At 66.4% G+C, this 20,103-nt stretch carries 16 protein-coding genes; 8 read left to right on the forward strand and 8 right to left on the reverse strand.

From position 1 onward, the window contains the following. The coding region (locus HRUBRA_RS10655) for an AI-2E family transporter (protein ID WP_144244456.1) at window positions 1-597 on the reverse strand (597 nt) is incomplete at its 3' end. Between the two features lie 194 nt (window positions 598-791). On the opposite strand from HRUBRA_RS10655, the gene HRUBRA_RS10660 reads away from it, so the two are divergent. After that, on the forward strand, window positions 792-1,220 hold the full coding sequence (locus tag HRUBRA_RS10660; protein WP_035517003.1) for an FKBP-type peptidyl-prolyl cis-trans isomerase: 429 nt from the start codon (window positions 792-794) through the stop codon (window positions 1,218-1,220). 12 nt (window positions 1,221-1,232) lie between these two features. Here the strand turns inward: HRUBRA_RS10660 and HRUBRA_RS14730 are convergent, their stop codons facing one another. Beyond that, the gene (locus tag HRUBRA_RS14730) at window positions 1,233-3,389 is read right to left on the reverse strand and encodes a hybrid sensor histidine kinase/response regulator (protein ID WP_144244457.1); all 2,157 of its coding nucleotides are present in this window, start codon (window positions 3,387-3,389) and stop codon (window positions 1,233-1,235) included. A 341-nt stretch (window positions 3,390-3,730) separates the two neighbouring features. Between HRUBRA_RS14730 and HRUBRA_RS10670 the strand changes: the two genes are divergently transcribed. Further along, entirely contained in the window at window positions 3,731-3,919 is a 189-nt protein-coding gene (locus tag HRUBRA_RS10670) for a DUF2061 domain-containing protein (protein WP_035517004.1), read from the forward strand. Here HRUBRA_RS10670 and frdD read toward each other — a convergent pair. The 5 genes from frdD to HRUBRA_RS10695 form a co-directional block, all read right to left on the reverse strand. Continuing rightward, entirely contained in the window at window positions 3,916-4,257 is a 342-nt protein-coding gene (frdD, locus tag HRUBRA_RS10675; RefSeq protein WP_035517006.1) for a fumarate reductase subunit FrdD, read from the reverse strand. The genes HRUBRA_RS10670 and frdD overlap by 4 nt on opposite strands. Then, complete coding sequence (locus HRUBRA_RS10680; RefSeq protein ID WP_035517008.1) at window positions 4,254-4,655, reverse strand: succinate dehydrogenase/fumarate reductase transmembrane subunit; 402 nt, start codon at window positions 4,653-4,655, stop codon at window positions 4,254-4,256. The genes frdD and HRUBRA_RS10680 overlap by 4 nt, the downstream gene beginning before the upstream one ends. Beyond that, window positions 4,645-5,400, reverse strand: a complete 756-nt coding sequence (locus HRUBRA_RS10685) for a succinate dehydrogenase/fumarate reductase iron-sulfur subunit (protein WP_035517009.1) — start codon at window positions 5,398-5,400, stop codon at window positions 4,645-4,647. The genes HRUBRA_RS10680 and HRUBRA_RS10685 overlap by 11 nt, the downstream gene beginning before the upstream one ends. Further along, window positions 5,397-7,193 (reverse strand): fumarate reductase (quinol) flavoprotein subunit, encoded by a 1,797-nt coding sequence (gene frdA / locus HRUBRA_RS10690; RefSeq protein ID WP_035517010.1) that lies wholly within the window; start codon window positions 7,191-7,193, stop codon window positions 5,397-5,399. Before frdA ends, HRUBRA_RS10685 begins: the two co-directional genes overlap by 4 nt. Window positions 7,194-7,278: 85 nt before the next feature. Further along, complete coding sequence (locus tag HRUBRA_RS10695; protein WP_035517012.1) at window positions 7,279-8,742, reverse strand: amidase family protein; 1,464 nt, start codon at window positions 8,740-8,742, stop codon at window positions 7,279-7,281. Between the two features lie 84 nt (window positions 8,743-8,826). Here HRUBRA_RS10695 and HRUBRA_RS10700 point away from each other — a divergent pair, with 84 nt between their 5' ends. The 4 genes from HRUBRA_RS10700 to HRUBRA_RS10715 all read left to right on the forward strand — a co-directional run bounded on the left by HRUBRA_RS10700 (window position 8,827) and on the right by HRUBRA_RS10715 (window position 13,860). Beyond that, on the forward strand, window positions 8,827-9,243 hold the full coding sequence (locus HRUBRA_RS10700; protein WP_035517014.1) for a DUF1330 domain-containing protein: 417 nt from the start codon (window positions 8,827-8,829) through the stop codon (window positions 9,241-9,243). 191 nt (window positions 9,244-9,434) lie between these two features. Then, window positions 9,435-10,691 (forward strand): ABC transporter substrate-binding protein, encoded by a 1,257-nt coding sequence (locus HRUBRA_RS10705; RefSeq protein ID WP_236629848.1) that lies wholly within the window; start codon window positions 9,435-9,437, stop codon window positions 10,689-10,691. Between the two features lie 8 nt (window positions 10,692-10,699). Further along, window positions 10,700-13,477, forward strand: coding sequence for an ATP-binding protein (locus HRUBRA_RS14735; RefSeq protein WP_052094701.1), 2,778 nt, complete (start codon window positions 10,700-10,702; stop codon window positions 13,475-13,477). Then, window positions 13,474-13,860, forward strand: coding sequence for a response regulator (locus HRUBRA_RS10715; protein ID WP_052094703.1), 387 nt, complete (start codon window positions 13,474-13,476; stop codon window positions 13,858-13,860). Before HRUBRA_RS14735 ends, HRUBRA_RS10715 begins: the two co-directional genes overlap by 4 nt. Window positions 13,861-13,875: 15 nt before the next feature. Here HRUBRA_RS10715 and HRUBRA_RS10720 read toward each other — a convergent pair whose 3' ends face one another. Next, window positions 13,876-16,083 carry a TonB-dependent receptor gene (locus tag HRUBRA_RS10720; protein WP_052094705.1) on the reverse strand — a complete coding sequence of 736 codons (2,208 nt, stop codon included), beginning with the start codon at window positions 16,081-16,083 and terminating at the stop codon, window positions 13,876-13,878. A gap of 131 nt (window positions 16,084-16,214) precedes the next feature. Here HRUBRA_RS10720 and HRUBRA_RS14740 point away from each other — a divergent pair, with 131 nt between their 5' ends. Together HRUBRA_RS14740 and HRUBRA_RS10730 are read left to right on the forward strand one after the other, a co-directional pair. Beyond that, a complete protein-coding gene (locus tag HRUBRA_RS14740; protein ID WP_052094707.1) occupies window positions 16,215-18,896 on the forward strand; it encodes a hybrid sensor histidine kinase/response regulator in 2,682 nt (893 codons plus the stop codon). 19 nt (window positions 18,897-18,915) lie between these two features. Beyond that, window positions 18,916-20,016: an HD-GYP domain-containing protein gene (locus HRUBRA_RS10730; protein ID WP_035517017.1), complete on the forward strand. Its 1,101-nt coding sequence runs from the start codon at window positions 18,916-18,918 to the stop codon at window positions 20,014-20,016. The last annotated feature ends 87 nt before the right edge of the window (window positions 20,017-20,103 follow it).

Raw genomic sequence — 20,103 nt, forward strand, 5'->3', positions numbered from 1 at the left:
CGCCTCGCCGGCGGCGCGGCGGACCAGGCGCCCCAGCGCGCCCGTGCCGCTCTCCGCATAGGCCATCATGACCCCGGCGATGATGAACGCACCGGTAAAGAACAGCAACGTCGCCATGGAGCTGCCGGCCGCCCCCATGGCCCAGCGGGTGATGCTGCGCAGCTGCTGTCGGTGCTCGGCGATAAACTGAGTGAAGTCCGCCGCAGCCTCGCTCCAGGCGGCGTATAGCTCGGGGCCCAGCACCGGCCAGTCGGCCACGCTGTCGTTGGGCGGGGGGACGGTCAGCGTGCCCGCCTCGAAGGCCCGGAAAAGGCCCACCACGTCGCCGGCGAGGGAGCTGGTCAGTAGTACCGTGGGTGTACCGATGATCGCCAGGATGAGCAGCACCAGCACGGTGGCGGCCCGCCCGCGGCTGCCGCCGAGCACGGCAGCCAGGCGGCAGTTCAGGGGGTTCAGGGTGACTGCCAGAATCAGGGCCCAGAGCAGCAGACTGGCAAAGGGAGAAATAATGTGTACGCAGGCAAACACCAGGAGGCCGAGCAGGGCAAGCTGTACGACCGTCTCCAGCACCGGACCACTGCGCTGCTCCATGGCCATGGTGAGGCTCCTTTTTCTTTCTCGCTTCGCTGGTTTTGAAGCCCTGGCTTACAGCCCCGGGCGGGCATTTTCACTGGCCCTCGATGGTAGCACGGCACCCGGCCGCGGTTTCACCCGCCCCCGGCCGTCTGGTAGGGTGTTCGCCTGCCTGGTTATGACACCGGGTCCACAGCAGAGCCCGGAGGAGGCACAGCATGAAGCAGGCACAGGCGGGCGATACCGTTCGCATTCACTACAGCGGTACGCTCAACGACGGCACCCAGTTCGACACCTCCGAGGGCAGCGACCCTCTCGAGTTCGCTCTCGGTGGTGGCATGGTCATAGCGGGCTTTGACAAGGCGGTCGAAGGCATGGCCGTGGGGGAGAGCAAGTCCGTGACGATTTCGCCCGAGGATGCCTACGGGCCCCGGCACGACCAGCTCGTGCAGGACGTACCGAAGACGGCGCTGCCGGACGACATTGCGCCGGCCGTGGGCATGCAGCTCCAGGGCAAGAGCGCCGACGGCCAGGTCATGAACCTCACCGTCACCGACGTGGGCGAGGCGGAAATTACCGTGGACGCCAACCACCCGCTGGCCGGCGAGGAACTTACCTTCGAGATCGAGCTCGTCGAAATCGTCTGATCCGCTGCATGGCTAGTGCGTCAGGGCCTCGGCCATGGCGCTGATGAGCGCCGAGCGGGTGAAGGGCTTGGGCAGGAAGTTGTCCATACCGGCGGCCAGGCAGCGATCGCGGTCTCCCGGCATGTTGTTCGCAGTCAGGGCGATGATCGGCGTGCCGGCGTTGGCACTGGCGCCTCCCCGGATTGCCCGGGTTGCCTCGAAGCCGTCCATGCCCGGCATGCGGCAATCCATGAGGATCAGGTCGAAGGCGGCCCGCTCGCAGGCCTCGACGGCCGCCTGACCGTCGCTGGCCGGGGTGACGCTGCAGCCGGAATTTCGCAGCTGTGTCTCCACGATCATCCGGTTCGTCGGGCTGTCCTCGACCAGCAGTACCCGGGCACCGGAGAGTGCCGTCTCGTCGACGGTCCCGGGGGCTTCGGGAGCCGCCTCGGTGGTCGATTCCCGCGCGACCTCCGTGGCCGCAAAGGGCAGCGTTATGCGCACTTGTGTGCCTTCGCCGGGTGTACTGTCGAGGCCAAGGCTCCCGCCCATCAGTTCCACGAGGCTGCGCACGATGGTCAGACCGAGGCCGGTCCCCCGTCGCTCCACGTCCCGGTGGGCCTGATAGAAGGGCTGGAAGATGGACTCCCGGTGCTCGGCGCTGATGCCGATGCCGGTGTCGCTGACCTCAAGATTGATGTTGCCGGGGCTGCTGGCCATGCGCAGCGTTATGCTGCCCTGGTCCGTGAACTTGATGGCGTTGCCGAGCAGGTTCAGCAGGATCTGGCGCAGGCGCCGGGCATCGCCGGTGACCTGTGGCGGCAGCGCGGGCGAAGCCTCGTAGCGAAGGCTGAGCCCCCGGCTCTCAGCCAGGGGCCGTAATCCCTGCATGAGGTTTTCGCCCACTTCCTGTGGGTCGAAGGGCTCGCTGGCGATGGAGACCTTGTCGGCTTCCAGCCTCGAGTAGTCGAGGATGTCATCGATCAACACGCCCAGGGACTTGCCCGCTTCCTTGAGGGCGGCAACCCAGCGCAGCTGCTCTGCGTCGAGAGCGCTGTCCGCAAGGGTCTCGCCCAGGCCGAGAATCACGTGCAGGGGGGTGCGGATTTCGTGGCTCATGTTGGCCACGAAGCGCGACTTCGCACTGTTCGCGCTCTGTGCGAACTGGGCGAGCGTCAGCGCCGAGTCCCGGGACTGCTCGAGCTCCGACAGCGCCTCGCGCAGTGCAGCCTCGCGCCGGCGCCGGTCTTCTGCGTTCACGAACAGCTGGGCGAGCAGAGTCAGCAGCGATGTTTCCACCTCTGTCCAGGTGCGCTCGCTGCGTACCGCGTCAAAGCCTATAAAGCCGATGCAGTCCTCGCCCTGCATCATCGGCAGTGTGATCAGCGACTTGATGTCCTGGGGTTCGAGGATTTCCCGGAGCGGGTGGCCCACGGGCAGCGCATGCACCGACGTGATCAGGAAAGGCAGCCCCCGCTGGTGGCTGCTGATCCACAGCTCGATGGCAGAGACGGGTACGTGCTGCAACTGTTCCAGCTGCGGCTCGATGCCCTCGGCGCACCACTCGTGGCTGTTGCTGGTCTCTGACCGCTCCCAGTCGTAGTCAAAGCGGTAGCCCCGGTCCGCGCCGACAAAGCGGCTCACCTCGCCGAGGGCATCGGTCATGACCCGGTCCAGCTCAGCCAGGGGCGCATTGATCATGGTCATGGAGAGGCCGACGATCAGTCGCTGCAGCTCAGGCCGGTAGAGGGTTTCCGCCTTGCCGCTGTCGGCCCAGGTGACGTCGCGGGCGGTGCCGACGAGGACGATGGCCGGTTCGCTGCCGGGTTCCCCGCGCGTACCCCGGCAGAGGATGCGCCGCAGCTCGCCATCGTCGAAGCGCAGCCGGAATTGAAACTCTAGGCGGTCGCGGAGGTCCCGGCTGATGTAATTCGCAACGGTGGCAGCGACGCGCTCCCGGTCCTCTGGATGGACGCGGGCCAGCAGCTCCTGGTACTGCACCTCGCCGGTTCCCGCAGCAAGACGGAACAGCTGTGCCAGGCGGTCGTTGATCTGCACGGTGTTGCTGTCGCCCGTCGACTGCCAGAGCGCAACCTGCTCCACATCGAGCGCGAGTTCCAGGGCGTGTTTGTCCATACGAAACGCTGTCTCTGCCGGGAAAGCCCACGGCGCCAGTAGGGGGACTGTCATGATAGCTTCCGTGATCAGGCTTCGATAGCCGATGCTAGGAAGCAGGCCTCGCGGGCGCCAGCACGGCTGCCGCAAAGGGTCGAGCGCATCACAAAACAACGCATTTAGCGTCGCAAACTGTGAAACATACCCGCTGAGCCTGCATTACTCCCCTCGCGCGACAAGGGTCTCCGGGCTGCTTCAGTTCTGGCTCAGCTCTGGCTCAGCTCTGGCTCAGCTCTGGCCGCAGGCGCTCAGCGCCCCGGCTGATTTTATCGATAACGATTATCATTTTTATCGTTTTCACCCGACTCCAGCTGACACCTAAAGTGGCCATAACGGACACAGGAGGTAATGCGATCATGGCTGGGAAGAAAACGCTCAGCTTCGCCCTGGTGCACTTCAGCGTCGCCTTCGCGGTGGGCTGGCTGGTCACCGGCAGTCCCTGGCTGGGCGGCACCCTCGCGGTGCTTGAGCCGATGGTCAATACGGTTGCTTTTTACCTGCACGAGCGCGCCTGGCAGTCCGGCGCGCCGCTGTCGGCGGGCTAGCGCACCAGCAGCCAGCTCGCGCTGGCAATGGTCAGTACCGTGGCGCTGCCGTAGCAGAGCAGGGCTACCAGGCCGTGGGGCAGGGGTGCATGCAGTTCCTGCAGGCCGTGGTGGAGCCGGTGCACCGTGTGGTAGAGGGGCAGGGCGATAGCGGCGAGCAGCAGCAGCTTGCCCAGCGGGTGGGCGATCAGGGCATCCACGGCGTGAAAAGCGGCGGCCGGTTCGGCAAAGGGCAGCAGGAAGCCCGTAGCAACAACCAGACCCGGCCCGACGAGAGCCAGCAACATGCCGCCGGCGCCGAAGAGACCCCAGGCGACGGGTTCATTGGACCGCTTCAAGAGGCACCTCCCGCCAGGGGCCAGCTGACCAGCGCAGCACCGAGCACCAGCGCCGAGCCGATGAGCGCCGCCACCTGGTGCCCGCGCTTGATGCTGCGGCCACTGATACCGGGGACCACCAGCAGTTTCGGTACGAGCTCGATCCAGGTCGCCGCGTGCAGCACGCAGGCTGCGACGGCCACGGCGTGAAAGACCAGCCAGCCCGGAGCCTGCAGTGCCTCCAGCCAGCGGGTGAAGGCGAGCTGTCCCTGCGTGTAGCGGTACAGGCCGGTGACCAGTACCAGGGCATAGATAAACAGCGGCAGCGCCGTGGCTTCCCGCAGCAGATAGCGACGGTAGGCCGGGTTCTTCAGCCACCAGCTCCAGCGCTGGGGCGCCCGGTAGGGTTTACGTGTCATGCTCGCCTCGCGCCAGCCGGAGCAGGTTGAGTCCGTAGTTTATGGTGGAGGCGACCTTGCCCCGGTTAACGGCCTGGGCCGGATCCACGTCCTTCGGACAGACTTCGGAGCAGTAGCCGACAAAGGTACAGCGCCAGACGCCCTCGTCGGCATTCAGCGCGGCCATGCGCCCGGCACTGCCATCGTCCCGGGAATCCAGGTTGTAGCGCAGCGCCAGGGTCAGCGCTGCCGGGCCGAGGAAGCTGTCGTCGCGGCCGAACTGCGGGCAGGCGGCGTAGCACAGCCCGCAGTTGATGCACTGACTGAACTGCTGGTAGCGCTCAAGCTCCGCGGGTGTCTGCCGGTACTCGCCCTCGCTCACGGGGCGCTCGCTGTTATGCACCGTCCAGGGTTTCACGGTCTCGAGGTGGTCCATGAAGCGCTCGACGTCGGCGATGAGGTCGCGCTCCACCGGGAAGTTGTCCAGCGCGCGCAGGTGCAACTCGCCCCGGTCCGCAAATTCGCGCAGAAAGGTCTTGCAGCCAAGCCGCGGTTCGCCGTCGATCATGACACCGCAGCTGCCGCAGATGGCCATGCGGCAGGACCAGCGATAGGCCAGGGTCGGGTCAAGCTCGTCCTTGATGTAGTTGAGCGCCTCCAGCACGGAGAGGTCGGTGCTCAGGGGTACGTCGTAGCGCTGCTCCGTCGGCGCCTCATCCTGGCCGGGGCGGTAACGGGCCACGTAGATCGCGATGCTGTCGCTCATGGCTCCGCCTCCTCCTTCGCGTCGGCGTCGGCTTTCGCGCGCGCGGCGCCCCCGTAGAGCCGCTCGCCGGGCCTGGAGCGGGTGATGTTCACGTCCTGCCAGGCCACTTCCGGTGCGTCGGCACGGCGGTAATGCGCCAGGCTGTGCTTCAGGTAGCCGGCATCGTCCCGGGTCGGGTAATCCTCCGGGCGCTGGTGGCTGCCTCGGGACTCGCGGCGCGCGAGGGCCGCGGCGGTCATCGCCTGGGCCACATCGAGAAGAAAGCCGAGCTCGATGGCCGAGAGCCACTCGGTGTTGAAGGCCAGGCTGTCATCCTCGAGGCGCAGGTGGCCGTAGCGCTCGCGAAGCTCCCGCAGGGTCGCCGCGGTTTTTTCCATGGCGCCGGGCATGCGCTGGATACCGACGCCCTCTTCCATGGCCTCGGCCATGGCGTTGCGCAGGTCCGCGAGCCTTTCCGTGCCGCGGGCGCCGCGGAGCGCCTCCCAGCGTGCCGCGTTGTCGCGGGCCTCGCCGAGCAGCGCAGCCTCCGGCGGCGTGCTGCCGCTGCGGGCGAGCGCGGCGGCTTCTTCGCCGGCCACGCGCCCGAAGACACTGAGCTCCGCAAGGGAGTTCGAGCCCAGCCGGTTGGCCCCGTGCAGGCCGACGCTGGCGCACTCGCCGACGGCGAAGAGGCCGGGCATGACGGTAGCCGTGCGGCCGTCGGTCTGGATTCCGCCCATGGTGTAGTGCGCCGTGGGTCGCACCGGGATGGCCTCGTGCACCGGGTCGACGTCGATATAGGTGCGGGCAAGCTCGCGGATGAAGGGCAGGCGCTCATTGATGCGCGCCTCCCCGAGGTGGCGCAGGTCGAGATTGACGGCCTCGCCGCGTGGCGAGCTGAGAGTGCGGCCGGCCTGGGACTCGTGCCAGAACGCCTGGCTCACCTTGTCCCGCGGGCCGAGTTCCATGGTCTTGTTCTGCGGTGCGCCGAGGGGTGTCTCCGGGCCGAGACCGTAGTCCTGCAGGTAACGGTAGCCCTCGCTGTTGGTCAGCACGCCGCCCTCGCCGCGAGCGGCCTCGGTAATAAGAATGCCGGAGCCCGGCAGCCCCGTGGGGTGGTATTGAACGAATTCCATATCGCGCAGGGGTACCCCCTGACGGTACGCCATGGCCATGCCGTCGCCGGTAACAATGCCGCCATTGGTGTTGTAGCGGTAGACCCGGGCTGCACCGCCGGTGGCGATGATTACCGCCGGCGCGAGGAGCGCCACGGTTTCGCCGGTGGCCATATGAATGCCCTGCACGCCGCCGCACTGCCCGTCGGCGACCAGCAGGTCGGTGCAGAACAGCTCGTCGTAGCGTCGGATGGACGGGAACTTGAGCGAGGTCTGGAACAGCGTGTGCAGGATGTGAAAGCCGGTCTTGTCGGCGGCGAACCAGGTGCGCTCTATCTTCATGCCGCCGAAGGCGCGGACGTTTACCCGGCCGTCGGGTCTGCGGCTCCAGGGACAGCCCCAGTGCTCAAGGCGCAGGTTTTCCTCCGTGGCGTGGCGCACGAAGTAATCCACCACGTCCTGGTCGCAGAGCCAGTCGCCGCCGGACACTGTGTCGTCGAAATGGTGGGCAAGGGAGTCGTGGTCCTGCACTACGCCAGCGCAGCCGCCCTCAGCGGCCACCGTATGGCTGCGCATGGGGTAAACCTTGGACACGAGGGCGATGTCCAGGGACGGGTCCGCCTCAGCGGCGGCGATGGCAGCCCGCAGGCCGGCGCCGCCACCGCCGATGATCACAATGTCTGCGCGCTCCTGCCGCATCACAAGCTCTCTCCCGGACCGAGGAGACAGTGTAACGAAGCCAGGCGCCGGGGGTCAGCGGTGCAGGCGCTTCCCTTGATCCAGGTCAGTTCCCGGTGCTGATGCGGTGTGTCCGCTCCAGCCAGTGAGCGAGCCGGAGCAGCTCGTGATCGCCGTAGCGCTCGCCAACCAGGGAGATGCCCAGGGGCAGACCGGCGATGGTCCCCAGGGGCAGGGTGACATGGGGATTGCCGGCGGTAGCCGGCAGGCTGGCCATGCCCGGGCCGTAGAAGGCGTCGCCGTTTACCTCGTCGATGAGCCAGGCGAGGCTCGAGCTGACCCCCGCAAGGGCATCGAGATGGTGCTCGGTGAACAGCCGGTCCAGGCCGTCGTCCCGCGCGGCGCGGCGCACCCGGGCGCGAAGTGCCTCGTAGTCCGCTTCGCTCAGCTCAAGGTCCCGGGCCTCGAGGAAGATTTCCTGGCCGAAGTAGCGCAGCTCTTTCGCGCTATGGGCCTCGTTGAAGGCGATGAGTGCCTCGAGATCGAGCCCGGCCAGGGTGTTCGGCAGCCCCGCGAGATAGGCGTTCAGGTCGCGCCGGAACTCGTAGCGCAGGAGCGTCTCGACGTCGTCGCCATAGCCGTCGTAGGGGTCGACACGAAGGCCCTCGATGATCGTCGCGCCACCGGCCTCGAGGGTCGCCAGCACCCGGGTCAGCTGCCGGTCGCGCCGACGGTCGTAGCCGGTGCTGTTGGCGAGGACGCCGATACGCAGGCCACCGGGGTCGGCGAGGCTGGCTACCGCGCCGAGGCCGTCGACAACGGCGCCGGCCCGGGGGTTGTCGCGGTCCGCCATGGCCCGGAGGGCCAGCGCCGCCGCCGTGACATCGACGGCGATGGGGCCGGCGGTGTCCTGGCTGCTCGCCAGCGGCACGATGCCGGCGCCGGCAATCAGTCCGTGGGTGGGCTTGACCCCCACCACACCGTTGACCGCCGCCGGACAGATGATGGAGCCGGAGGTCTCCGTGCCGATGGCGATGGCGACGTAACCGAGAGCCACAGCGACCGCGGAGCCTGAGGAGGAGCCGCAGGGGGAGCGGTCCGGGGCCACGGCATTGCGGGTCTGGCCGCCGACGGCAGACCAGCCGGAGATCGAGTGCAGGGAGCGGAAGTTGGCCCACTCGCTCAGGTTGGTCTTGCCGATGATGATCGCGCCAGCCTCGCGCAGCCCCGCGACCAGGGGCGCATCCCGATCCGTGTGATTGTCCACAAGGGCCAGGGAGCCTGCGGTCGTGGGCAACTCCCGGCTCTCGATGTTGTCTTTCAGCAGCACGGGCCGGCCGGCCAGCGGGAGGGCGGCCCGCGCCGGGGCCGGGAGGGCGTCCTGGGCCCCCGCCGCCGCCAGGGCTCTGGCCCCGTTCGTGGCGATCACGGCGCTATAGCGCGCGTCTATGAGCGCGATCCGGTCCAGGGATGCCTGCACCGCCCGGGTAGCGGGGCCGGACGGGTCGTGCTGCGCCAGGGCGAGGGAAGACAGGATACAGGCAAGGAGTGCGATAAAGGGCAGGCGCATGGGGGCTCCGTGAGCGGGCGGGGAGTCGTTGACGTTAGCACCGCCCTGGGTGACGATCCACCGTCAAATAACAGGAGTTGCGCCATGGTCCACATCGATCCCACCCGTGAGCAGTTCGACGTGTTCAAGGCCCTGCCGCGGGATACGCCCATTCTCATGCTCAACCTCATCCGCCTGAAGGAAGCGGTGGAGTACCCGCACGGGGAAGTGGTCAGCGGCGCCGAGGCCTATAGGCGCTACGGCGAGCACAGCGGGCCCATTTTTCGCGGCCTGGGCGGCGAGATCGTCTGGCGGGGGAGGTGGGAATGCATGGTTATCGGCCCTGATGACAAGGCGTGGGATATCGCCTTCGTCGCGCGTTATCCCGATGCCGCAGCCTTCATGGCGATGATCACCAACCCGGACTACCAGGCGATCGTCCACCACCGTACGCTGGCGGTGGCGGACAGTCGCCTCATGCGCTTCGGGGAAGGCGCCGGTGGCGAGGGTTTCGCCGGATGATCGCCCCCGGGGAGCGCTGCCCTTGGTGGGGGCGGCGCCGCGACGGGTTCGGCAGTAGCAGCTGACGGTATCGGCGTGAGGGCGCGCCTCCCGCAGGGAAGTGCCCTCTGTGGCGCGTCTCCCGGAATGCGTCGCGACCTGGCGGTCATGCTGTGTCAGAATAGGAACGATCACCTGGTCCGATGGCAGCCATGCAGCGACGGAGTTTCCTAAAGAGTGCGGGCGGTGCGCTTACGGCAGGAGCCATCGGCTTCCCGGCCATTGTGCGCGCCGTCAACGCGCCGCCGACCATCCGCGTGATGGGCACCCATGTCACGCTGCAGGAGGAGCTCCGGCAGCGGGCCGAGCGTGAGCTTGGCATCCGCATCGAGTTCTACCCCGGTGGCAGTGCCGAAGTGCTGCTCAAGGCGTCCCTTGATCCCCATGCCTTCGACCTCTACGAGCAGTGGTCCAACAGTATCCGGGTCCTCTGGCAGGCCGGCACGATCCAGCCGATAGAGACCCGCAAGCTCCGCTACTGGGACGAGATCAACGACCTCGCCAAGACAGGCCGGGTGGTCCCGGAGGCGCGCCTTGGTGCGGGTGATGCGCCGTACAAGCTTCTGTTCATTCAGCGCGACGGCACCCTCGGCGGCACTGATACCGGGCAGATCAGCTTCCTGCCCTACGTACACAACACCGATTCCCTGGGCTATAACTCGGCCGTCATCGAGCCGGGCATCCCCTACGAGACGGAGAGCTGGGGGTGGCTCCTCGACGAGCGCTACCGCGGGCGCGTGGCGGTCGTCAATGCACCTACGATCGGCCTTTTCGATCTCGCTCTTGCCGCCCGCGGGCGAGGGCTCATGGACTTTGCGGATATCGGCGACATGACGCGGGTGGAGGTCGACGAGCTGTTCCGGATTCTCGACAGCTTCAAACGCCAGGGCCAGTTCCGCGGCGTCTGGACATCCGTACCGCACTCCGTCGAGCTGATGGCCACGGGTCAGGTCGATGTGCAGAGCATGTTCTCGCCCGGCGTCAGCACGCTGAAGGGCATGGGCGTGCCCTGCATCTATGCGGCCCCGCGGGAGGGCTACCGCGCCTGGCACGGCGTCATGTGCCTGTCCAGCGCCTGCGAGGGCGAACGGCAGGAGGCCGCTTACGCGTATATGAACTGGTGGCTCTCGGGCTGGCCCGGTGCGTTCATTGCACGCCAGGGCTACTACATTTCCAACCCGCAACGCGCCCGGACGTTCATGAGCGCCGCGGAGTGGGACTACTGGTACGATGGCAAGCCGGCGTCTGAACCCCTGCTTGGCACGGACGGTGAGGTCTCCGTGGAGGCCGGTGAGCAGCGCACCGGCGGCAGTTACCACCGCCGCTTCTCCAACATCGCGGTATGGAATACGGTCATGCCGGTCTATGAATACACCCTGCGCAAGTGGGGCGAGTTTCTGCTCGCCTAGGGCCGCCGATGATCAATCGCCTTGCCAACGCCACCCGTCTGGGCACCCGGATCTACACCGGCTACGGCATCGTTGGTGCGCTTGCGCTGGCCCTTCTTGTGGTTGCTTCCCTGTCCATGCTGCGTATCGGCGGAGAGTTCGGTAATTTTTCCGCCGCCAGCGAGCGCTATCGCGATGGACTGCTGATCTCCGGCGGTATTGCCGATATGCAGCGGGCCGTGCAGGCGTACATTTTCCAGGGTCATGCGTCCGCGGCCGAACGGGTGCAGGCCCTCCATGAACAGCTCCGCGCATCGCTGGAGCGGCAGGGCGCCGGGCAGCAGGGAGAGGGACGGCTGGCGGCGGCGGCGTCGCACCTTGAAACCTACTACGAGACGTTCCTGCAAGTGCAGGAACTGCGCGATCTGCAGGCTACTGTGCTGGAGAGTGGCCTGCCGAAAGCCAGCGCCTCGCTGCTTGCCTCGGTGCGCGCCCTTGCCGGCAGCGACAGCGACCCGGAGCTTGGCCTGCGCCTCGCCAACGCCGCGCTGGAAGCGGAGGCGAGCGCCTATCGCTATTTCGATACGCTTGAGAGTACGAGGGTCGAAGAGACGCTGGCGGCGATCGATCGTGCCCGGCGCGAGCTTGCTGCGCTGCGCCCCGAAAGTGCGGAGGTCGCCGCTGCTTTGACGGAGCTCGCCGATTACGAGCGGCGTTTCCTCGCCGCGGTGCAGCAGAGCCGCGGCTATACCTTCCTTGTCAATGTGGTCATGGCGGCAGAGGCCTATGAAATGCTCTACCAGGCCCGTGCGCTCGCCGGGTCGGCCAATGCCAATATGGCGGATAACGAGCAGGCCATCGGCCGTGTTATCCCCACTGCCCTGGCGACGCTCGGCGGCTTCGGCGCTCTTCTGCTGCTGCTTATCCTGGTCTTGGCCTGGGTTATCGGCGAGAGCATCGCTATCCCCATCCGGCGTATGACAGCCACCTTCCAGCAGCTCGCGGCCGGTGCCGGTGATACGCCGATCCCCGCCTACGGGTCCGGCGATCAGATCAGCGAGCTCAGTCGCGCCGCGGCGGTGTTCCGCGACAAGAACAAGGAAACCGAATCACTGCTGATCCGCTTCCAGGCCCTCAGTGAGAGCCTGGAGGAGCAGGTAGCCGAGCGGACCGAGGCGCTTGAGGCCTCCAATGAGCAGCTGCGGGTCGCCCGGGATGATGCTGAGGCGGCCGCTCGTGCCAAGAGCGAGTTCCTGGCTAACATGTCGCACGAGATCCGTACGCCGGTGCATGCCCTCCAGGGCCAGCTCCAGTTGCTGGAAAACGCAGGCCTGAGCGACGAGCAGCGCGAGTATGCCCGCCAGGCCTGGATCTCCAACAAGGCACTGTCGATGTTGCTGAATGACATCCTCGATTTCTCCAAGATCGACGCAGGCCGGATGGAATTCGAGGCCGTTCCCGTCAATCTGTATGAAGTGGTGGAGGAGCTCGAGGCCCTCTTCAGGGACCAGGCGACCACCAAGGGCCTCCGTTTCGAGGCGGCGGTGGCGCCATCGGTACCGGAGTGGGTGCGCGGCGATGCCACCCGTATCACCCAGGTGTTGCTCAACCTGTTGAGTAATGCGTTCAAATTTACCGCCGAGGGGCAGGTCGCCCTGCGTGCTTCCAGCGAGGGTAAGAATGACGCGGGCCTCAGCGTTCTGCGCTTCGAGGTTGAGGACACCGGCGTCGGGATTCCACAGGAAAAACTGCAGGCGATTTTCGAGGAGTTCACGCAGGCAGAGGGCAGTACGACGCGGACCTACGGGGGCACGGGCCTGGGGCTGTCCATCGCCCGGCGCCTGGTTGTGCTGATGGGGGGAGACCTCACCGTTGCCAGCGAGCCCGGCCGGGGTACCTGCTTCACCGTTGTGCTCCCGCTGCTCGAACTGAGCGTCGAAGAGATGCTGGCCGAGGCTGCGCCGGGTGTTGAGGATGTAGACCTCTCCCGCAATGATGCGCTGGCGGGCGTCTGCATTCTGCTGACGGAGGACAACCCGTCGCTGCAGAAGATGACCCGGCTGCTGCTCGAACAACAGGGGGCAACGGTTGTGCTGGCGAATAATGGTCAGGAGGCCCTTGATGCCCTGCGCGCCGGTGCCGAGCCGGATCTGGTGCTCATGGACATGCAGATGCCTGTGCTCGGCGGCGTTGATGCCACCCATGCGATCCGTCAGCGCTACAGCCGGGAGGAGCTGCCGGTGCTTGCCATGACGGCGAATGCCACCCGGCAGGACCGGGATGCCGCGGCGGCGGTGGGGATGAACGATTTCCTGGCCAAGCCGCTGGACTTCCGCCGGCTGGTGGCTGCGCTTCGCCGCCATCTGGCGTTCGAACCGACCGGCGTCGGAATCCGGCCGGCGCCGGCGCCCGGCGGCCTGGCGACGGGAACCTTTCAGGATTTCGACCTTGCCGGCGCGCTTGCCCGCATGACCGGCCAGGTTGACATTTATCGCGCAGCTGCAGAGCCGTTCCTTGCCGGTTACGAGACGCAGCTGGCGCAGCTGGCGGAGGCCGTGGCGGCCGCAGACAACGCGGCGGCGGCAAAGTTGAGCCACGAGCTCAAGGGCTCGGCCTCGCTTCTCGGTGCACGGGCGCTGCTTGCGGCGGCGGCCAGGGCGGAAGTCTGTTTCCGCGATGAAGCGCCCGGGCCTGCCGCCGCGCAGGCGCTGCTCGCGGAGCTTCGCGGGGCTTGCGATAATGCGGTCGCGACCCTGCGTGACATTCTTGCCGACCAAGACGGCCCCAGCGGAGATCAAGCACAGTGACAGCAGCCGATACCATCCTTGTGGTCGACGACAATGATAGTGTTCGCGCGCTGTTGCGCGGCGGCCTCGAACAGCAGGGTTGGCGCGTGCTGCTTTCCGCTTCCGGTGTCGGCGTGCCTGAGCTGATCGCGGAGCACGATCCCTCGCATGGCATTGCGGCCGTGCTCCTTGATATCGTCATGGCAGAACGAGAGGGCATCGAGACCCTTATGGAGCTCAAGGTGACCTATCCTGAACTGCCGGTGGTCATGATCTCGTCCTTCAGTGATTATCTGCCCATGGCCAGAACGCTGGGTGCTGACGCGGCCCTGGAAAAGCCTCTCGACCTTCGTGAGGTTGCGGCGGTACTCGCGGAACTGGTGCCCGCCGGCCCCCCGGATTGAGCGTGGCGGCCTTCTTCAGCGGCTGAACTCGTAGCGCAGCATAACGCCCAGAGCCCGCGGAGGTCCCCACAGCGCCGTCGGTACGGCCCGCCCGGTGCCGCCATTGAAGTGGGCCGTATAGTAGTCCTCGTTGAGCAGGTTCTGTCCCCACAGGCCCAGGGAGAGGCGGCCTGCCGGAGTGGTCCAGGCGCCGGTGATGCGCCCACTCGCCAGCCCATAGTCGGGGACGATGTATTCGCCAGCGATGGTCGTCGCGCTGCCAAAACTGTCGTCCTGCCAGCCGTAGCTGGCATCGAGGACAAGCGCTGCCCCGAGGAAACGGCCGAGCTCCCAGTGCACATCCAGCGCTACACTGTGCTCGGGGCTGTAAAGAAAGCGATAGGCACTGCTCACATCGGCGCCGGTTGCGTCGCGGACCGAAGCAAAGACCGGATCCAGCCAGCCGTAGCGCAACTGCAGGCGAAGGGCGCTGGTCACTGCGGCCGTCAGCTCCAGCTCCAGGCCGTCGATGGTCGCCTCGCCGGCGTTGAGGACATCGGAGGCAATGACGTTCTCCGGGTCCGAGCGGACGTTGAGCTGTATGTCTTCATAGGCCCCCCGGAACAGGGCTGCGTCGAGTCGCAGTCGGCGTTCTGCGGTTTCGGCCTTGATGCCGAGCTCATAGGAGCGAAGCTTCTCGTCATCAAAGCCCGCGGAAAACCGCTCGGGGCTGCTTGCGCGGGCATTGAAGCCGCCGCTCTTGTAGCCCTCGACGATCTTGCCGTAGAGGCGGACGCTGTCGGTGACATCGTATTCCACGGTCACGGCGGGGCTGACATCGGAGAAATCCCGGTTGCCGACGTCCGGTGCGGGGCGCAGGTTCACCGGCCCGTCCAGGGGGCTCTGGATGCCCCGCCCCAGCGTGGCCTCACGCTCATCCTCGGACCAGCGCACGCCGGCGGTAATCGTCAACCGGTCCTGCCCCAGGGCCGGGCGGTAGCTTGCCTGCCCGAAGGCGGCGCGGGCTTCGTTGCGGATGTCGCGGCCGAAAACCCGCCGCGCCTGGTTCGCCGGCGGAATGCGGTTGATGGCGTCGCGCTCGGCGGTCTCTTCGAACCAGTACGCCCCGGCTACCCAGGACCAGCGGCCGTTGGCGCTGTCCCCCAGGAGCTGGAATTCCTGGCTCCACTGGGCTTGCGAGCCCTGGGCAAGGGTAACCAGCAGCGGCAGGGGGCCGGCGAGGCCCGTGTGCCAGTCCTGGTACTGGTCGTCAACAAGCTCCCGGTGCGCGCTCAGGGACCGCAGCACGAGCCCCTCTGCGGCCTGCCACTCGATCGTGAGGTGGTGGCCCTTGCTGACGACGTTGTTGGCCTGGAGGTCGCTAACCGCCGGGCTGCCGGCCGCAGGGCGTGGAGCCTTCGGCGTATTGCGCGGAACGCTGCCCAGAAAGGCCGGCGTATCGGCAAGCTCCCCGCGGTCCGTGCTGTAGCGCAGCGACAGCGTGTCGGCCGGCGCCCAGGCGAGGTCCGCGCGCCAGGCCTTGCGGTCGCGGTCGCCGTAGCGCGCCGCACCGGTACCCGGGTTGTCGATGGCGCCATCTTCCCGGGACTCGACGTACCCGACGCGCAGGGCGGCCTGCCCGGGGAGCGGTACATTGGTGTCGGTTCTGCTTCTGAAAAGATCGCGGCTGCCACTGCGCAGGGTCTGGGTCAGGGTCAGATGGTCCTGGTCCGGCGCCACCGTGACCAGGTTGACGGCGCCGCCGGTAGCGTTGCGGCCGTAGAGGGTGCCCTGCGGGCCGCGAAGGACTTCAATGCGTTCAAGAGCCGCGGCCTCGCTCGCCAGTCCCTGGTTGCGCGGCAGATAGATACCGTCGAGATAGACTGCAACGGATGGATCCTGAATAAGCTGCTCGTCCGGATTCCCCACGCCGCGTACAAAAAGAAGCAGTGTACTTTCTGCGTTTGGGTGCGGGATGAGTTGCATATTCGGTATGCCGCCCCGAAGGTCGCTTAAATCCCGGTAATTGCGGGCCTCAAGGCTTGACTCGCCAAAGTTGACGAGTGAGATTGGGGTCTCCCGCAGCGGCTTGCCCCGGCGTTCAGCCGTTACGACCACCTCCTCCAGCACCTGGGCGCGAAGGTCGGACACCAGCCCCGGGATCAGCGCCATGGCGATGGCGGGCATGATGATGGTCGGCCCGCGCCGGCTCTGCGGCTTCAGTCGTTCGTGCTTTGAGGGCATCGGCGGATTACTCTCCCGGCTATGGCGCCGGGTATCGGTACTGGCTCCGCGCCCCTGGCCCTGAATAGCGAGGCAGTGTAATCGAAACAAGCCACACAGCAAGTAACGCTCCCGCCCCGGGCACAGGTGCCGTGGCGCGCCGGCGTCTGGAGTGGTTTCTTACCGCTCTCCTGCTGCTTATATTTCTCGTCCCGCCTTCGGTGTTTTCCCTGCGACAGTTTGTCGAGACCCGGGCCGTCCTCGATGACGAAATGGAATTCCTGCTGCGCCTGCTGCAGAAGCGTCCGTCGCTGGTGGTTGCGCAGCGCGGGACCATTGATCCCTTCCTCGCCGATATCGTGGATTCGCTGCTGCATGACGGTACGGCACTGTCCATGATCGACGATAGCGGGATTCCGGTGTTCAGCATCGGGCCGGCGACCGCCGAACCGTCGGTGCATGTCACCTCGGAAGAAACGATCGCGGGCGCTGCGCTGCGCCTCACGCTGTCTTCCTCGCTGCGGCCACGGCTGCCGTTGATGTTGCTGGTTGTCTCGGCGGGTTTGCTCGGCGGCTCTCTCGGCAGTTTCCTGCTGCATCGGCTGGTGTTCCTGCGCTGGCGCGAGGCCGACTTCGAGCGCTACGAGGCGGGGGCGCGCCTTGCCGATATCGCAAATGCCTCTTCCGATTGGTTCTGGGAGACCGACCGGGATTATCGTTTCACCCTGCACAGCCTTCCCCCGGAAAAGCTTGCCGGCGCCCGGCTTCTTGGCGCGCGCCTGTGGGATGTGCAGGGCTTCAGTCCGGTGGGTGGCTGGGATCGCTTCCGGGACAGCCTGAATCGGCGCGAGGACATCAACCTCCGCTACTGCTTCCGGAACGGGGACCGGCTCTGCTGGCACGAGCTGGATGGCATTCCCTACTTCGATCAGTACGGCAATTTTGCCGGCTATCGCGGCGCCGGCCAGGATATCACCGGGGAAGAGCAGTTGAAGGCAGAGCTGACCCGGCACCGGGACCGCCTCGACGAGCTCGTGCTGGAAAAAACCCGGGAGCTCGGCATTGCCCGGGACAAGGCTGAGAAGGCCAATGCTGCCAAGTCCGATTTCCTGGCAAATATCTCCCATGAAATCCGTACGCCGATGAATGTCATCCTGGGCACGGCGCAGCTGCTCAGCGACTCTGACCTCGATGAACAGCAGGCGCGTTGGCTTGGCAATATCCGTCGCGCGGGTGATCACCTTCTGGCACTCATCAATGACGTGCTCGACTACAGCAAGATCGAGGCGGGGAAGCTGGAACTTGAGGATCGACCACTGGACCTCGATGCCCTTGTTGCGCAATCGGCACTGCTGTTTGCTGATCGCGCCGAGGAAAAGGACCTGGAGCTGGTAGTGGACGAGCGCTGGCCCGCGGGCCTGGTGCCTCGGGGTGATGAACACCGCTTGAGCCAGATCATCATCAATCTCCTCAGCAATGCCGTGAAGTTCACGGAAGAGGGCCATGTGTGTCTCCGGGTTGATGGCGACCTGCAGGCGTCCGGTGATGTGCGCCTGCGCTTTGCGGTCAGCGATAGCGGCATCGGCCTGGACGCCGCCCAGCGGGAGCTGATTTTCGGGGCGTTCCAGCAGGCGGAGGCCTCCACATCGCGCAGCCACGGGGGCACCGGGCTGGGGCTTGCAATCGCCTCCCGGCTCGTCCGGCTCATGGGGGGGCGTATCGGGGTCGACAGCGAGCCCGGGCAGGGCGCGCGTTTCTGGTTTGAGGTGACGTTCCCGTGCACGCAGGACGGGGATGCTGCGCCGCCTTCGGTGTCCGAGCAGCGGGTGCTGCTCCTGGGCCTCAAGCCTCTGACGGGACAGGTGTTGCAGGGGCAGCTGGAGGCTCTCGGCTCCGTGGTTACCGTCGTCGATGACACCGCGGAGGCGCAAGGGCTGGAGGCACTCGCTGTCGCAGCGACTCCGACGGCCCTGTTCCTTGACGAGGACGTGTTCCTTGCGGACCCGGAGCTCGGGCCCCGGTTGAAGGCCGCTCTCCCCGATACCCGCTTTTACTGCCTGCACGGGGCATCGGGGCCGAAGCGGGCATTGCCGCCGGAGCGCTGTGCCATGGGGCTGCACAAGCCCGTGCAGCGCATCAGCCTGTGGCGGGCCCTGGGGCTGGAGAGCACTGGCAGCGACGATGATCCGGCCCACGCGATGCGGCGCCGCGAGGCGCTCGCCGATGCGCGTATTCTTGTGGTTGACGACGATCCCCTGAACCGCGAGCTTCTTGACGAGCTGCTGGTCTCCGGGGGCATGTCGGTGTTCCTGGCCGAAGACGGCCAACAGGCCGTCGACATCCTGAGCAGCGGTGCGGCGATTGATCTCGTGCTCATGGATTTGCAGATGCCGGTGCTGGATGGCCTGGGGGCGAGTCGGGCCATCCGCGAGAAGCTCGGGGCCGATGCGCCACCGATCGTAGCGTTCACCGCCAGTGCCACGCGGGAGCAGCGCAGCCGGGCGCTGGATGCCGGCATGGTGGCGTTTGCAACCAAGCCCGTTGATCTGGATGTGCTGCTGCAAACCCTTGGCGAAGTGCTTGCCAGCCGCGACGAGCTCGCCGGCGCACAGCCCGGACTGACCGTCGCTGACGTTCGCGAGGGGATTGTTCTCCTTGATGAGGGCGACCCGGCAATCAAGGACTGGCTTGCGGAGCGCGCGCCCCGGCTTCGTCTCGCCCTTCCCCGGGATCACCATCGCCTCGCCCAGGCTATTGCTGATTTTGACTACCTTGAAGCGGCAGCTATCCTGCGCGAGGGATTCCTCGAGGCATCGGAGCATGACCGGAACTGAACCCTGAGGGAGCCTGACTATGACGACTGCTGTACCCCATGCCGAGGCGCCGCTCCTGCTGCTGGTGGATGATGTTCCTGCCAACCTGGAACTGCTGACGGACTGTCTTCGTGATAAATACCGATTGATGGTCGCCCGCAGTGGCGAGCGGGCGCTGGCGCTGGCGTCGGGTCCCCGCAGGCCGCAGCTCATTCTCCTGGACATCCAGATGCCGGGCATGGACGGCTACAGTGTGCTTGAAGCGCTGCAGCGCGACCCGGCGACCGCGGAAATCCCCGTTATCTTTGTGACCGCGCTGTCCGACAGTCTGCGCGAGGAAAAGGGGCTGGCTCTCGGGGCCGTCGATTATGTGACGAAGCCCATTAATGCGCCGATCCTGCGTGCCCGGGTCAGCGCCCACCTGGCGCTTAAAGCCTCCAAGGATTTCCTCAGTGACAAGGCCGCCTACCTCGAACAGGAAGTTTCCCGTCGTACCCGGGAGGTGGTAGCCCTGCAGGATGTTGTGGTCCACGCCATGGCCTCCCTGGCCGAGGCCCGAGACAACGAAACCGGCAACCATATTCTGCGTACCAAAAACTATGTCCGCCGTCTTGCCGAGGAACTGCTGGCGCAGGGGCTTTTTCCGGAGTTCCTGAGCCCTGCCTACATTGACCGCCTGTGCAAGTCGGCACCGCTGCATGACATCGGCAAGGTCGGTATTCCGGACCATATCCTGCTCAAACCGGGCAGGCTGACGGCGGAAGAGTTCGAGGTGATGAAAACGCACACCACCCTGGGCTACGATGCGATCCGCAAAGCCGAGCAGGCGCTGGGCATGGAGGTGGACTTCCTCGCCTGCGCCAAGGAAATCGCCCTTTACCACCAGGAGAAGTGGGACGGCTCGGGCTACCCCGAGGGACTTGCGGGCGAAGCAATACCTCTCTCGGCCCGGCTCATGGCGCTCGCCGATGTGTATGATGCCCTCATTTCCGAGCGGGTCTACAAGCGCGCCTTCACGCATGAAGAGTCCCTGGCCATCATTGAGGAGGGACGCGACCAGCATTTCGACCCCGCACTGGTGGATACCTTCCTCGGCATTCATGAGGAATTCCGCGAGATTGCGCAACGCTATGCGGACTGATCGCCGGCCAGGGGCGCCGCCCGGTGCCTGGCGGTCCCGCTGCCGGCAGCCCGCTCGCCTCTTCTGGTGGCCGCGGGAGCGTTCTGG

Origin of the sequence: Pseudohaliea rubra DSM 19751 (genome assembly GCF_000764025.1) — a bacterium.
Classification (GTDB): domain Bacteria; phylum Pseudomonadota; class Gammaproteobacteria; order Pseudomonadales; family Halieaceae; genus Pseudohaliea; species Pseudohaliea rubra.